Origin of the sequence: Actinocorallia populi (genome assembly GCF_002995495.1) — a bacterium.
GTDB classification, from domain to species: domain Bacteria; phylum Actinomycetota; class Actinomycetes; order Streptosporangiales; family Streptosporangiaceae; genus Actinocorallia; species Actinocorallia populi.
Window position 1 is genome coordinate 1,007,399 of the sequence record NZ_PVZV01000002.1, and the last position, 14,269, is coordinate 1,021,667.

Consider the following 14,269-nt stretch of genomic DNA (forward strand, 5'->3'; position numbering starts at 1 on the left):
TCGGACGAAAGCCTCAGCCGGCCGCTTCCCGAAGCGGTGCGCCAGCATGTGGTCGAGGCGGCGGCGGAGGTGCTCGGCTCGCTTCCCGCGGACGAGGTCCCGGTGCCCCTGCGGCAGGTGGCGAAGTTCCGCCCGCAGAGCCGCGCCCGGCAGGGCGCCGTGCCGATCGCCGCGCAGCTGGAGCGCAATCCCGACTTCCGGGCCAGGGTGACGATGCCCCTGCGCGAGGAGCAGCCGGAGCTGGTGGCCGCGCTGGAGGCGGGCCAGCCGCCCCCGGCCGCCGATCCGGTGCGGCTGGCCGCGCTGGCCTACCTGCTGCGGCCCCGGGGCTGGACGTCCTATGTGGAGACGGCGCGCGCCGAGCTGGAGCGCTCGCGGGAGGCCTCCCGCGAGGCCGAGACGGCCCGCACGGTGGCCGAGCTGAAGGAGCAGCTGGCGGCGGCCCAGGCGACCCGCGGCGGGGAGCTGGACCGGCTGCGCGGCGACCTCAAGGAGGCCAGGGGCGAGATCGCCGACCTGCGGCGCAAGATCCACGAGGAGCGGCGGCAGGCGAGGGCGGCCGTCGATCGGCTGGCGGAGCTGGAGCGGGCCAGGACGGCCGAGCACCAGGAGCACCTGAGCGCGCTGGGCGGCCTGGAGAAGGAGAACAGGGCGCTGCGCGGCCGGCTGCTGTCGGCCGAGACGGCGCTGGAGGCGGGCCGCAAGGCCGCGCGGGAGGGCCGCAGCCTGGCCGACATCCGGCTCCGGCTGCTGCTCGACACGCTGGTGGACGCCGCGCAGGGGGTGCGCAGGGAGCTGAACCTCCCGGCGGTGATCGCCAGGCCCGCCGACCACGTGAGCGGCGCGGAGGCGGTGGCCGGCGCCCCGCCCGGCCGCTCCCTGTCGGAGAACGACCCCCAGCAGTTCTCCGAGCTGCTCACGCTCCCGCAGGTGCACCTCATCGTCGACGGCTACAACGTCACCAAGACCGGCTACGGCGAGCTGCCGCTGGCCGACCAGCGCGCCCGGCTGGTGAACGGACTGGGCGGCCTGTACTCCCAGACCCAGGCGGAGATCACCGTCGTGTTCGACGGGGCCTCGCTGGACGGTCCGGTGGCGGTGCAGGCGCCGCGCGGGGTGCGGGTGCTCTTCAGCCGGCCCGGCCAGATCGCGGACGAGCTGATCGCCGAGCTGGTGCGCGCCGAGCCGCCGGGCCGGCCGTTCGTGGTGGTCTCCTCCGACCAGGAGGTGGCGGCGTCGGCGCGGCGCGCGGGCGGCAGGACGGCGACCGCGGGGCTGCTGCTCAAGCGCCTGGGCCGCTTCTGAACGGCGTATCGACGCGTTCTGTATGCGAAACACACGAGATTAACGAAAAACGCCGTATTTACTGGGGTTTCGGTTGAGGAAGACCCCTGCCTTCACTAAGGTCAACGCCTGACAAGAGAACTCCTGAGAAGGGTCGTCCGCCAACCGTGGCCAGTGCCCGCCCCCACCTCCGCCGCATGGCCGTCTGCCTGGCCCTCGCCGTCTCCTGGGGTGTCCCCGGGACCGCGCTGGCGGTGCCCGCAGAGCCCACCAGGGCCGAGGCGCAGAAGAAGCTCGAGAAGCTCGACCAGCAGGTCGAGCAGCTGGTCGACAGGTTCAACAAGGTCAACGGCGAACTCAAGATCGCCAAGCGGAAGCTGGACTCGGCCAAGAAGGCCGCGACCCGGGAGACCACCGCCTACGAGAACGCCCGGCGGGGCGTGGTGCAGATGGCCGCCGACGCCTACAAGACCGGCGACGTGAGCGACATCTCGGCGCTGCTGTCCTCGGGCGACCCGCAGTCCGTGCTGGACCAGGTCTCGATCTTCTCGCACGTCTCGCAGAGCCGCGGCGACAAGATCAAGGAGTTCCTCTACGCCGCCCAGCGCATGGAGCGCGAGAAGGGCCACGCCCAGGAGGCCTTCGACAAGGTCGACGCCAAGGCCAAGGACCTCAGGCAGCAGAAGAACGTCATCGAGAAGGCGATCACCAAGCAGCGGGCCCTGGTGCGGCGCCTCGGCGGGGAGTCCTCCCCCACCACGGCCCCCCAGGGCGGCGACTACAAGGGCCCGGCCACCGGCTCGGCCAAGACCGCCCTGGAGTACGCCTACAAGCAGCTCGGCAAGCCCTATATCTACGGCGGCGCGGGTCCCGCGGGCTTCGACTGCTCCGGGCTGACCATGCGCGCCTGGGGCGCGGCGGGGGTCTCCCTGCCGCACAACGCCGCCGCGCAGTACTCCTTGACCTCCGCCAAGCGGGTCTCCTACGACAACCTGCAGCCGGGCGACCTGATCTTCTTCAGCGGCCTGGGCCACGTCGGCATGTACGTGGGCGGCGGCAACATGATCCACGCGCCGCGCACCGGCCGGAACGTGGAGATCGTGAGCGTCACGAGCGGCTACTACCGCGACCGTTTCGTGGGCGGCGGCCGCCCGTAGGCGGGGCCGCGCGGGGGTGCGCGGGGGTCTCGAGACCCCCGCGAAACCCTCCTGTAACACGGGTCTGACGCAGGTCAGGAGCCTGTCACCGTGGGTGAGACCTGTGTCACCTCGGCTGTAAACCCCGCTTCACCTGGTCTTTCCTTACTTTGCGGGGCATTTGCCTTTCGTGGTTTCTTTGATACCTTCGATGAAGAGCGACGTTATCCGAACGTTGCGAACCGGTGGCGTCCACCAGGCGTCATCATGTGTGATCTTGGCCGACCAACTGATCCGAGAGCCGGTGTCGTAGCAGACACCCGAGCCGCGCAGTGAAGCGTAGGACAGCGATTCTTCGAGTCGGCATCACAAGTCCATCCGCGTCCTTCCGGTCGAATGCCGGGGCCCACGGCGCCCCGCCCGGGGCCCCATCGCGCCCCTTCGCCGAGGAGGCAACGCCGAGTCCGCGTGTCAACGCGGAGCCGGGGACCCAATCCGAGCGCACCCCACACCACCCCCAAAGGGTGTGAGCCATGCGCCCGGCGGGGTGAATCGGCCGGCTGCGGCAAGCAGCCGTCCGTAGGACGAACCTTCCTGTCCGAACCCGTCAGCTAACCCGGTAGGCGTCAGGAAGAAGGAGATTCCCCTGTCTCGCAATCTTGGCATCCGCCTGTCCTCTGTACGACGTACGCAGCTGGCCACCGGCCTGCTCGCGGCGGCCGCGGTCCTGACCCCCGCGGTGGCGGCGCCGGCCCCCGCGGAAGCGGCGGTCAGCGTGGCGTCGGTGCAGAAGACCAAGAAGGTCAAGAAGAAGAAGTCCTGGTCCCAGCGCCAGCAGGTGGCGCAGAAGGCCCTGAAGTGGGCGAAGAGGAAGAAAGGCAGCCCGTACGTGTACGGTGCGGCCGGCCCGAACTCCTTCGACTGCTCCGGGCTGGTGGGCTACGCCTACCGCAAGGCGGGCGTGAAGCTGCCGCGCACCACCGGGGCCATCTACAGCGGTGTCGGCAACAAGGTCAAGTGGAAGGACCTCGCCCCTGGCGACCTGGTGTTCTTCTACGGAGCCCGCAGCCACGTCGGCATCGTCTCCAAGGTGAAGGGCGACCGGATCCACATGATCCACTCGCCGCGCACCGGTGACCATGTCCGGCAGGTACTCCTCGACAGGTACCGCAAGCAGAACTTCAACGGGGCCGTCCGGCCCTACTAGGCGGCACGAACGCCGCCCACGGCAGGAACATCCGACAGAAGCAAGTACGCGGGACTGGTCCTCCTCCAGGGGGACCGTCCTCCCGCCGAGTCCGCATCACGCGGAGCCGGGGAACCAATCGCCGGTCGACATCGACCGGCCGGGGTGAATCGACGAACGTCGTAGGGCTATTCCAGGCCCGAACCCGTCAGCTAACCCGGTAGGCGGCATGGAAACAGGAGTTGAGCAGCAGCATGAACGGTCGTCACCGCAAGAACTTCTCCCTGACCGCCAAGATCGCGGGCGGTCTGCTCGCCGGAAGCACCCTCGCCACCACCTTTGCGGTGGCCGCCGACGCCAACACCCTCCCCGCCGACAGCGCGGTCGCCGGCAAGTCCGCCACCGTGAACGCGGCGGCCCTGCACACCGGCCTGGTCCTGGACGGCCTGACCACCGCCAAGAAGGACACCGCCCGCGAGCAGGAGCAGCGCGGCGAGGTCCGCGCCGACCTCGACGCGGACGTTGAGAAGCAGGTCGGCAAGGGCGCGAGCGCCGACGACTTCATCAAGAAGGCCAAGACCCAGCTGGGCATCCGCGAGGACGGCTCGGGCAAGACCAAGTTCCAGGAGTGGTACGCCAAGACCGAGCGCGCCGCCGAGACCGTCGAGCGCGACGGCGGCAGCCGCAACGCCTATCTGAACGCCGCCTGGTGCAACATGTTCGTCTCCTGGGTCGCCGAGGAGACCGGCATGGAGGAGACCGTCGGCCAGGACGCCTGGACCATCGCGCACGCGAAGTGGTTCAAGGAGCAGGACCGCTGGGGCACCACCCCGAAGAAGGGCGCCATCGTCTTCTTCAACTGGCAGGGTGAGAAGGACCTGGACAGCATCGTGCACGTGGGCATCGTGACCGACGTGGACGGCGACACCGTCAAGACCATCGAGGGCAACACCGGCAACGCGGTGCTGGAGCGCGACCGCAAGCCCTCCCAGATCGTGGGCTACGGCTACCCCGAGTACGCGGGCTGATCCACCGGTCCGAGCGACCCCCGCTCCCCGAACCCTCCGAGGGCCCCGGTGCGCCGGCTTCCCGTGCGGTCATAGGATCGCACCCCATGGAAGCCGACGCGCCGGGGCCCTTCGCCCTTTCCGCACACGCGGTGTGCGGGCGGCGGGGGTTCCTGCTGGCCGGGACGGCCGGGCTGCTCGGGCTGGCGGGCTGCCGGTCCGAGCCGCCGCGCGGACCCGCGCGGCCTGCCGCCGGGCCGGGGCGCGCGGCGGTGGACGCCCTGCTCGAAGCCCGTTCCCGCGCGGTGCTGGAACGCGACGCCGAGGGGTTCCTGGCCACGGTCCACCCCGACGAGCCGGGTTTCCGCGCCCGCCAGGAGGAGCTGTTCACCGCGCTGTCCCGGCTGCCGTTCGGGTCCTGGCGCGAGAGCGTCGAGCGCCTCGAGGGCACACTGGCGACACTGCGCCTGGCCTACCGCTACCGGGACTTCGACACCGGCGACGTGGTGCTCACCACCTACCTGGAGCTGGGCAGGGCGGGCGGCGGCTGGCTGGTCACCGGGGACGGCGGGGACCGCGAGGACGCCCCCGAGTCCTGGACGGACCCCGACGTCAGGGCCGTCCGGGGCGAGTCCTGCCTGGTGGTGGGCCGGGGTCCGCTGGAGCAGGTGGCCGACCGGCTCGACCGCTGCGTCCCCGCGGTCACCGCCGTGGTCGGCTCCGGCTGGGCCCGCCGCGCCGTGGCGCTGCTGCCCGGCGACGCCGACCGCGCCGAGGAGCTGGCGGGGGGCCGCTCGTTCGAGGGCATCGCCGCGGCGGCCACCGCCACCCGCAACGCCGACGGGAGCCCCGGCCAGGCCAGGATCCTCGTCTCCCCCGAGGGGTGGCCCCGGCTCAACCCGCTGGGGCGCCGGGTGGTGCTCACCCACGAGCTGACCCATGTGGCGATGGAGAGCGCCGGAGACGAGCGCACCCCGATGTGGCTGGTGGAGGGCTTCGCCGACCATGTCGCCTATCGCGCCACCGGCACCCCGCCCGCGGTGGCCGCCCGGGAGCTGGCCGAGGAGGTCGCGCGGGGCGAGCTGCCCGACGGACTACCGTCCCGCGAGGACTTCGCGACCGGCGCCCCACGGCTCAGCCAGGCCTACCAGGAGGCCTGGATGGCCTGCCGGATGGTCGCCGGGCGCTACGGTGAGGACAGGCTGCTGCGGCTCTACCGCGAGGCGGGGCGCAGGTCCGAGCGGGACGCCCTGCGCGACGTCCTGGGCGTCGAGGACCTGACCGGCGCCTGGCGCGAGTACCTGCGCGGTGAGCTGGGATGATCCCCCGGAGCCCGGCCGTCCACGACTGGAGAAAGGAAGCGGCGTTCTCCTCCCCCCGGAGGGTCGCACCATGCCGCGAAGCACGATGAAGACCCTGATCCTGACCAATGACTTCCCGCCGCGGGCCGGAGGGATCCAGCAGTTCGTGCACAACCTCGCGCTGCGCCGCCCGGAGGGCTCGGTGGTGGTGTACGCGCCGGCCTGGAAGGGCGCCGCGGCCTTCGACGCCGTGCAGCCGTTCGAGGTCGTGCGGCACCCGACCTCGCTGATGCTCCCGGTGCCGTCCGTGGCGCGGCGGGCCGCGCAGATCGTCCGCTCCCACGGGTGCGACTCGGTGCTGTTCGGCGCCTCGGCCCCGCTGGGGCTGCTGGCCCCCGGCCTGCGCAGGCAGGGCGTGGAGCGGATGGTGGGCATCACCCACGGGCACGAGGCGGCCTGGGCGCAGCTGCCCGTCGCGCGCGGGCTGCTGCGCCGCATCGGCGACGGCCTGGACGTGCTCACCTACCTCGGCGAGTACACCCGCTCCCGGATGGCGGCGGTGTTGTCGCCGGACGCGGCGGGGCGGATGGAGCGGCTGGCGCCGGGCGTCGACGAGCGGCTCTTCCGCCGGGGCGCGGGCGGCGCGGAGATCCGGCGCAGGCACGGCCTGGAGGGCAGGCCGGTGGCGGTGTGCGTCTCCCGGCTGGTGCCGCGCAAGGGGCAGGACAACCTGATCCGCGCCTGGCCCCGGGTGCTGGAGGAGGTGCCGGACGCGGCGCTGCTGCTGGTCGGGGGAGGCCCCTACCGCGCGGAGCTGGAGGGTCTGGCGGACGCGATGGGCGTGCGCTCCTCGGTGGTGTTCACCGGTTCGGTGCCGTGGGAGGAGCTGCCCGCGCACTACGACGCGGGCGACGTGTTCACGATGCCCTGCCGGACGCGGCGGCGCGGCCTGGACGTCGAGGGCCTGGGGATCGTCTACCTGGAGGCCTCGGCCACCGGGCTGCCGGTGGTGGCGGGCGACTCGGGGGGAGCCCCGGACGCCGTGCTGCCCGGGGAGACCGGGGTCGTGGTGCCGGGGAGGTCGGTGGCGGCGGTGGCGGCGGAGGTCGCCGGGCTGCTGGCCGATCCGGCCAGGGCGGGGGAGCTGGGCGCCAAGGGGCGCTCCTGGGTGGAGCGGGAGTGGACCTGGGAGCGGCAGGCCGCGCGGCTGGACGCCCTGCTGCGCCCGCAGACCCGAAGCGCCGGAGGCTGAGTGCCTCCGGCGCTCCGCCGGTCTCCTCCGGCCGGGCCCGGACTCGGCGGTCCCGTTCGGCGGCCTTCGCTCAGCGGCCCTTGCCGCGGCGCAGGGGAAGGGACTTCTTGGCCGCCTCGTGCCTGCCGGTCCTGACCGGCGGCTGCGGCTGGCGCTTGATCTTGTTCTTCACGGAGCGGCGCTTCTCGGCCTGCGCGCCTTCTTCGATCTTGTTGCGTGAGAGCCGGGCCATCGCGGTGTCGACCTCCCTTGTCCGAGGAACGGGGTGTCCGGAGCGCGTTGCTCCGGATGGCCCCAGTCTTACCTCTGGCAAATCAGGACAGAACTCCGAAAAGGTAGATCGTGTGTCATGGCCCGGCAGGGCGGCTCAGCCGTAGATGTCCTCGATCTGCGCCGCGAAGTCCCGCACCACCAGGTGGCGCTTGACCTTCAGCGACGGGGTGAGGTACCCGTTCTCCACGGTGAAGTCGTCCGGCAGGATGCGGAACTCGCGGATCTGCTCGGCCCGCGAGACCGACAGGTTGGCCCCGTCGACCGCCTTGGCGATCTCCTCCTTGACCTTCGGGTGCTCGCGCAGCTTCTCGAACGGCACGCCGCCCAGCCCGTTGACCTCCTGCCAGGGGCCGGCCGCCTCGGCGTCCAGGGTGACCAGCGCCGCGACGAACTTGCGCCCGTCGCCGACCACCAGGCACTGGCTGACCAGCGGGTGCGCCCGCACCCGGTCCTCCAGCGGGGCCGGCGCGACGTTCTTGCCGCCCGCGGTGACCAGGATCTCCTTCTTGCGCCCGGTGATGGCCAGGAACCCGTCGGCGTCCAGGGAGCCCAGGTCGCCGGTGCGGAACCAGCCGTCCTCCAGCGCCTCCTTGCTCGCGGCCTCGTTGTTCCAGTAGCCGCGCAGCACGCCCACGCCCTTGATGAGGACCTCGCCGTCCTCGGCGATGCGCACCGAGGTGCCCGGAAGCGGGCGGCCGACCGTGCCGATGCGCATGTGGCGCGGGGTGTTCACGGTGGCGGGGGCGGTGGTCTCGGTCAGCCCGTAGCCCTCCAGGATGGTGATGCCCACCCCGCGGAAGAAGTGGCCGAGCCGGTCGCCCAGGGCCGCGCCGCCGGAGACCGCGTGGGTGACGTTGCCGCCCACGGCGTCGCGCAGCTTGCCGTAGACCAGCTTGTCGAAGACCGCGTGCTTGAGCTTCAGGCCCAGCGCCGGGCCGCCGGAGTCCAGCGCCCTGCTGTAGGCGATCGCGGTGTCCGCGGCCTTGGCGAAGATCTTGCCCTTGCCGCCGGCGATGGCCTTCTGCTCGGCGCCGTTGTAGACCTTCTCGAAGACCCGGGGCACGGCCAGCAGGAAGGACGGCCGGAACGAGCCGAGGTCCTCCAGCAGGTTCTTGATGTCGGGGCTGTGGCCCAGCACCACGCCGGACTCGATGACCAGCACCTGGATCAGCCGGGCGAAGACGTGGGCCAGCGGCAGGAACAGCAGGGTGGAGCCGCCGGTGGCGCCCAGGATCGCGTCGAGCTCGCCGACCTTGCCGTTGCGGCACAGCTCGGTGAAGTTGGCGTGGGTCAGCTCGCAGCCCTTGGGCCGGCCGGTGGTGCCGGAGGTGTAGATCAGCGTGGCCAGGTCGCTTCCGCGCCGGGACGTGCGCCGCTCCTCCAGCTGCTCGTCGGTCACGGTCTCGCCTGCGGCGGCGAGCTCGGCCAGGCCGCCCTCGTCGATCACCCAGGCCCGCTCGGCCCCGGCCTCCCGGGCGGACGCGGCGTGCGCGGCGGTCTCGGTGAAGATCCCCACGGCGCCGGAGTCGGAGAGGATCCAGGAGATCTGCTCCACCGAGGAGGTCTCGTAGATCGGGACGGTGACCGCCCCCGCGGTCCAGATCGCGTAGTCCGCCACCGTCCACTCGTAGCGGGTGCGAGACAGCAGGCCCAGCCGGTCGCCGGGCTGCACGCCCAGCGCGATCAGGCCCTTGGCCAGGCGTACCACCTCGTCCCTGAAGGCGCCGATGGAGACGGGATCCCAGCCGGACGCACCGGGCTTGCGGAAGGCGATCTGGCCGGGGTTGCGCGCGGCGCGTTCGAAGACCGTGTCGGTCGTCGTCGCGGAGTCGGGCACTTCCACCAGGGCGGGAACGGTGAACTCGCGCACTGACTTGGTCCTTCACATGTGCGGGACGTGGGGCTGATCGACGGTACCGCGATTTTGCTACCGGTGGGTAGGGCCAGTGTGAACGACCCTCTCCACCAGGCAAAACACCGTCAAAGGATATCTCCCCCGGGAGCCCGCGGTTATGTTGGAACCATGCGGATCCATGTGGTGAGTGACGTCCACGGCAGGGCGGACGCGCTCGCCCGGGCCGGGGAGGGCGCCGACGCGCTGATCTGCCTGGGCGACCTGATCCTCTTCATCGACTACGAGGACCACGGGCAGGGGCTCTTCGCCGAGCTCTTCGGCAGGGAGGCCGCCGACCGCTACGTGGCGCTGCGCGCCGGACGGCACTACGAGGAGTCCCGGCGCTTCTCCCAGGAGATGTGGGCCACCCTGGAGGGCGACACCTGGCCGCACATCGAGGCCGCGGTCCGCCGCCAGTACGCCGAGCTGTTCGCCGCGATGCCCGTCCCGGCCTACCTGACGTACGGCAACGTCGACGTGCCCGCGCTGTGGCCGGAGTACGCGCGTGAGGGGCACACCGTCCTGGACGGCCAGACCGCGGAGATCGGCGGGCTGCGCTTCGGGTTTATCGGTGGGGGCCTGCGCACCCGCTACCGCACCCCTTATGAGATCGACGACGACGAGTACGCCGCCAAGGTCGACGCCGTGGGCGAGGTGGACGTGCTGTGCTGCCACATCCCTCCCGCAGTGCCCGAACTGCTCTACGACACCGTCGCCCGCCGGTTCGAGCGCGGCAGCGAGGCGCTGCTGCAGGCGATCGAGAAGACGCAGCCGCGGTACGCGCTGTTCGGGCACGTCCACCAGCCGCTGGCGCGCCGGATGCGGATCGGCCGCACCGAGTGCGTGAACGTGGGGCACTTCCGCTCCTCGGGCACGCCCTATGTCCTGCGGCTGGAAGAGTAGTCTCCGGCTGTAGGACCACACGAAGGGGACGCGATGGCCGACCGGACCAGCTCCAGCATCACCATCAAGGCGGACAAGGCGGCGATCATGGAGGTCATCGCCGACTACCCGTCCTATCCCGACTGGGCGGACGGGATCAAGTCCGCGCAGGTGCTGAGCGCCCACCCCGACGGGCGCCCCGAGCTGGTGCGGATGACGCTGGCGTCCGGTCCGATCAGCGACACCTACACCGTGCGCTGCCACTGGTCGGGGGACGACGAGCTGCGCTGGGACCTGGCCGAGGCCGGCGCGGTGGTGAGCGGCATGAACGGCAGCTACACCCTGACCGGGGTCGGCGGGGGCACCGAGGTCGTCTACGAGCTGGCCGTGGACGTCAAGATCCCGATGATCGGCATGTTCAGGCGCAAAGCGGAGAAAATTATCATTGACGCTGCGTTGAAGGGGTTGAAACGCCAGGTCGAGAAATGACCGGCGGGCTAGACCGATACCTGCCGGTAACCGGGCGGACACGATACGGTTACCGGCCGACCATGAGGTGAGTGGAACGAATGACCGATCAGCCTGGCCACGCGCTCGACGAGGCGTTCAAGCTCCTCGATGCGGTCCGCCGGCGGATGTCCGACGACCGCGGCCGGGGCGACGTGTGGAGCGAGGCGGTCCGCGAGGAGCGTCCCGCCGGCGTCTGCCCGCACGGGTGCCCGGTCTGCCGGACGATGGAGGCCGCCAAGGCCTCCGGTCCCGATGTCCTCGGCCACGTGGTCGACGCAGGCCAGTCCCTTTTCGCCGCCTTCCAGGACGTCCTCGCCGGGTACGAACGCTCCCGCGAGACGCGCCCCGGGGACGGGACGGGACGGGCGGACCGGGAGCCCCGAGGAGGGGGCTCCGGGACCGGCGGGGAAGACCCGCTGGACATCGGCTGACCGTACGACCCGGGTGCGAGGACCGCCCGGCTGGAAGGGGAGGGGCGGCGATGTCGCTGACCATCGGTGTGGACGTGGGGGGGACCAAGGTCGCCGCCGGGGTGGTCGACGAGCAGGGGCGGATCCTGGAGAAGCTGCGCAGGCCCACGCCCTCCACCGACCCGGAGGAGACCGCGGGGGCCATCGCCGACCTGGTCGGCCGGCTCAAGGCCGAGCACCGCGACGTGGTCGCGGTCGGCCTGGGCGCGGCGGGCTTCGTGGACGAGAGCCGCTCGGTCGTGCTGTTCGCTCCCAACCTCGCCTGGCGGGACGAGCCGATCAAGGACAAGGTCGAGCAGCGGGTGGGCCTGCCCGTGGTGGTGGAGAACGACGCCAACGCCATGGCCTGGGGCGAGGCGCGGTTCGGCGCGGGCCGCGGCGAGCGGTACCTGGTCTGCATCACGCTGGGCACCGGGATCGGCGGGGGCATCATCGTCGACGGCCGGCTCTACCGGGGCCGCTACGGCATCGGCGCGGAGTTCGGGCACATCCGGGTGGTCCCGGACGGGCGGCGCTGCGGCTGCGGCAACCGCGGCTGCTGGGAGCAGTACGCCTCGGGCAACGCGCTCGCCCACGAGGCGCGCGACCTGGCCCGGGTGAACCCGGGCTGGGCGGCCCGCATGATCGAGCTCAGCGGCGGCTCGCCCGAGGTGATCACCGGTCTGGCGGTGTCCCAGGCCGCGCGCGAGGGGGACCCGGCGGCGCTGGAGTGCTTCCAGTCGGTGGCCGAGTGGACCGGCCAGGGCATGGCCGACCTCGCCGCCACCCTGGACCCCGGCGCGTTCATCATCGGCGGCGGCCTGTCGGCGGTGGCCGACCTGCTGCTGGAGCCGATCAAGAAGGCGTTCGCCAACGCGGTGACCGGGCACGGCCACCGCAGGCTCGCCGACGTGCGCGTCGCCGAGCTCGGTCCGGACGCGGGCATCGTCGGTGCGGCCGACCTCGCCCGGCAGTGAGCCGGTCCCGCGCGGCACGCGGTCCCATGATCCGTCCGTCTCGGACGGCGGCGGGCCGGAGGGTGTGCGGGTCGCGGTCCTGAGCTACAACCTGAGGTCGTTGCGGGACGATCCGGAGGCGGTGGCCCGGGTGGTGCGCGCCTGCGCCCCCGACGTGCTGTGCCTGCAGGAGGTGCCCCGCTTCGGCCGCTGGCGGGCGCGGCGCGACGCGCTGGCGGCCGCGTGCGGGATGGCGGTGCTGGCGAGCCGCAGGCGGGCGGGGCTCGCGGTGCTCGGCGGCCCGCGGGTGCGGCTGCTGTCGGCCGAGTACCGGCTGCTGTCGTGGTCGCCGCCGCTGCACCGCAGGGCGCTGGCCCTGGCCCGGGTCCGGGTGGACGGCCGGCCGCTGGCCGTGGCCTCCACCCATCTGGACCTGGCGCCCGGCGCGCGGTTGCGGCACGGGATGGAGATCCTCCGGCTGCTGGCCGCCTGCCCCGAGCCGGTCGTGCTGGCCGGGGACGTCAACGAGACCTCCGGCGGTTCCACCTGGCGGCTGCTGGCCGGCGGGTTCCAGGACGCGTACGCGGTCGCGCCCGAAGGCGGCGCGCCGACCTTTCCCGCGCGGGCGCCCCGGCGCCGGATCGACGCGGTGTTCGCCGACCGGTCGCTGCGCGTCCTGGGCTGCGGCGTGCCCCCCGACCCGGCGGGCGACTTTCCGCAGGCCACGGACCACTGTCCGGTGCTGGCCAGGATCGTGCTGCCCTGACCCTCACCCGGGGGACCGCTCCCGGTCACCGTGGGTGCTGGAGATCTCACTGTGGATATTCAGCACAAGAGCGTGTGTTCCCCTGATTTGCCGGGCAGGTGCCGCTAAAGTCCGAAACTTAGGTAAAGGCGGAGAGGGCAGACCCGTGAAGATCCTGATCAACCTGGGCCGCGGCGCGTCCGTCACGGTGGCGCCGGGCAGGCGGCAGTCGCTGGTGTTCGACAAGGAATGGAACGACCCGGACAAGGTTCACAAGGACGGCGCCCACGCCGACTGGCTGCCCAAGGAGTCGGCCTACCACCTGGCCACCCTGACCGTCATCGCCGACGGCCAGGCCGACGGCGAGAAGCTCAAGCTCACCATCACCGAGTACGAGCGGGACAAGGACACCCGGACCAAGGACGCGCTGGGCGAGGACAAGGTCGGCAACGGCACCCGCGTGGAGTACACCCTCTCGGGGCTGGTCTGGATGGACGAGAAGCGGCGCTACCGCGCCGAGGTGGAGAACTTCGGCACCGTGCCGGTGACCGTCGAGAAGGCCTACCTCAAAGTGGCGCGGTGAAGCGGTTCCCTGCCGTGCCGCGCGGGCTCAGATGACCGCGCCGTCGTCGTCGCCGTCCCTGGGCTCGTCGCCCATGCGCAGCACCAGGATGACGAAGCCGCCGATGAAGGCGGCCACCGCCAGGAACGCGGCCCAGCCCGGCGCGGACCAGCGGAAGACCACCGTGGCCAGGATGTAGAGCGGCCCGCCGACCAGGCACAGCCAGGCGAGCCTGCTGGCCGGGTCGCCGGTCGGCAGCGGCGGGGGAGGCGGCGGCTCGTAGTGCCCCTCCTCGTCCGGCTCGGGGAAGTCCCCGTCCTCCTTGACCGGACCCACCGGGCCCTCGGAGTAGTAGACGACACGGGCGGTCGGCAGCCGGCCGGAGCCGTCCTGCAGGTCGTCGCCGGCGTCGGCGGGGCCGAGGTTCTCCTCGTCGGGCCACGACACGTCGGTGGGCGTCTCGCCGAAACCGGCCACGATCTCCGCGAAGATCGCGTCCTCGTCGCGTTCGGGGGGCGGCGCCACCCGGTCCCGCAGCACGCTGACGTGCAGCAGCCGTTCGGCCTCGCCCTTGTGCTCGGCGTCGACGTGCACATGGTCCAGGACGTCGGGACCATCACCGCCCCCCGGCAGCGCGTACGCGGCGATGCCCGCCTCGCGCAGCACGGTGAGCAGTCGGTCGGCGAGTTCGGGGACCAGGTCGATCAGGGGCGCGTAGGCGTCCGCTGACAGCCCGTTCTCGCGGCGGTTCACTTCCCTCAACCCCTCAGGACTCCGGCGACCATCATGCGTTGAGCCTACGGTGCGAATCGTCCCACGGGGGGCAAGGGGG

At 72.0% G+C, this 14,269-nt stretch carries 15 protein-coding genes and 2 riboswitches; of the genes, 12 read left to right on the forward strand and 3 right to left on the reverse strand.

Going from position 1 to position 14,269, the window contains the following annotated elements:
• The first annotated feature begins 36 nt into the window (after window positions 1-36).
• The 6 genes from C2865_RS41390 (at window position 37) to C2865_RS11735 (ending at window position 7,166) form a co-directional block, all read left to right on the forward strand.
• Window positions 37-1,305, forward strand: coding sequence for an NYN domain-containing protein (locus C2865_RS41390; protein ID WP_269802708.1), 1,269 nt, complete (start codon window positions 37-39; stop codon window positions 1,303-1,305).
• Window positions 1,306-1,451: 146 nt separating this feature from the next.
• The gene (locus C2865_RS11715) at window positions 1,452-2,441 is read left to right on the forward strand and encodes a C40 family peptidase (protein WP_232835532.1); all 990 of its coding nucleotides are present in this window, start codon (window positions 1,452-1,454) and stop codon (window positions 2,439-2,441) included.
• Window positions 2,442-2,866: 425 nt separating this feature from the next.
• Window positions 2,867-3,062, forward strand: a riboswitch (cyclic di-AMP (ydaO/yuaA leader).
• A 142-nt stretch (window positions 3,063-3,204) separates the two neighbouring features.
• Complete coding sequence (locus tag C2865_RS11720) at window positions 3,205-3,627, forward strand: C40 family peptidase (RefSeq protein ID WP_232835533.1); 423 nt, start codon at window positions 3,205-3,207, stop codon at window positions 3,625-3,627.
• A gap of 73 nt (window positions 3,628-3,700) precedes the next feature.
• A riboswitch (cyclic di-AMP (ydaO/yuaA leader) is annotated at window positions 3,701-3,848 on the forward strand.
• Window positions 3,849-3,860: 12 nt separating this feature from the next.
• Window positions 3,861-4,634, forward strand: a complete 774-nt coding sequence (locus tag C2865_RS11725) for a CHAP domain-containing protein (RefSeq protein WP_106398369.1) — start codon at window positions 3,861-3,863, stop codon at window positions 4,632-4,634.
• Window positions 4,635-4,720: 86 nt separating this feature from the next.
• Window positions 4,721-5,935, forward strand: coding sequence for a gluzincin family metallopeptidase (locus C2865_RS11730; RefSeq protein ID WP_106398370.1), 1,215 nt, complete (start codon window positions 4,721-4,723; stop codon window positions 5,933-5,935).
• Window positions 5,936-6,020: 85 nt separating this feature from the next.
• Window positions 6,021-7,166: a glycosyltransferase family 4 protein gene (locus C2865_RS11735; RefSeq protein ID WP_106398710.1), complete on the forward strand. Its 1,146-nt coding sequence runs from the start codon at window positions 6,021-6,023 to the stop codon at window positions 7,164-7,166.
• Between the two features lie 70 nt (window positions 7,167-7,236).
• Here C2865_RS11735 and C2865_RS39325 read toward each other — a convergent pair whose 3' ends face one another.
• Together C2865_RS39325 and C2865_RS11740 are read right to left on the reverse strand one after the other, a co-directional pair.
• Window positions 7,237-7,398 carry a hypothetical protein gene (locus C2865_RS39325; protein WP_157963665.1) on the reverse strand — a complete coding sequence of 54 codons (162 nt, stop codon included), beginning with the start codon at window positions 7,396-7,398 and terminating at the stop codon, window positions 7,237-7,239.
• Between the two features lie 135 nt (window positions 7,399-7,533).
• Window positions 7,534-9,309 carry an AMP-dependent synthetase/ligase gene (locus tag C2865_RS11740; protein ID WP_106398371.1) on the reverse strand — a complete coding sequence of 592 codons (1,776 nt, stop codon included), beginning with the start codon at window positions 9,307-9,309 and terminating at the stop codon, window positions 7,534-7,536.
• A gap of 153 nt (window positions 9,310-9,462) precedes the next feature.
• Between C2865_RS11740 and C2865_RS11745 the strand changes: the two genes are divergently transcribed.
• The 6 genes from C2865_RS11745 (at window position 9,463) to C2865_RS11770 (ending at window position 13,458) form a co-directional block, all read left to right on the forward strand.
• Window positions 9,463-10,236, forward strand: a complete 774-nt coding sequence (locus C2865_RS11745; RefSeq protein WP_106398372.1) for a metallophosphoesterase family protein — start codon at window positions 9,463-9,465, stop codon at window positions 10,234-10,236.
• A 33-nt stretch (window positions 10,237-10,269) separates the two neighbouring features.
• The gene (locus tag C2865_RS11750; RefSeq protein WP_106398373.1) at window positions 10,270-10,704 is read left to right on the forward strand and encodes an SRPBCC family protein; all 435 of its coding nucleotides are present in this window, start codon (window positions 10,270-10,272) and stop codon (window positions 10,702-10,704) included.
• 80 nt (window positions 10,705-10,784) lie between these two features.
• Window positions 10,785-11,156 (forward strand): DUF5304 family protein, encoded by a 372-nt coding sequence (locus C2865_RS11755; RefSeq protein WP_106398374.1) that lies wholly within the window; start codon window positions 10,785-10,787, stop codon window positions 11,154-11,156.
• Between the two features lie 50 nt (window positions 11,157-11,206).
• On the forward strand, window positions 11,207-12,151 hold the full coding sequence (locus tag C2865_RS11760; protein ID WP_106398375.1) for an ROK family glucokinase: 945 nt from the start codon (window positions 11,207-11,209) through the stop codon (window positions 12,149-12,151).
• Between the two features lie 64 nt (window positions 12,152-12,215).
• Window positions 12,216-12,896: an endonuclease/exonuclease/phosphatase family protein gene (locus C2865_RS11765; RefSeq protein WP_106398711.1), complete on the forward strand. Its 681-nt coding sequence runs from the start codon at window positions 12,216-12,218 to the stop codon at window positions 12,894-12,896.
• 145 nt (window positions 12,897-13,041) lie between these two features.
• On the forward strand, window positions 13,042-13,458 hold the full coding sequence (locus C2865_RS11770) for a hypothetical protein (RefSeq protein ID WP_106398376.1): 417 nt from the start codon (window positions 13,042-13,044) through the stop codon (window positions 13,456-13,458).
• A 27-nt stretch (window positions 13,459-13,485) separates the two neighbouring features.
• Here C2865_RS11770 and C2865_RS11775 read toward each other — a convergent pair whose 3' ends face one another.
• On the reverse strand, window positions 13,486-14,190 hold the full coding sequence (locus tag C2865_RS11775; protein ID WP_106398377.1) for a hypothetical protein: 705 nt from the start codon (window positions 14,188-14,190) through the stop codon (window positions 13,486-13,488).
• Window positions 14,191-14,269: the final 79 nt, after the last annotated feature.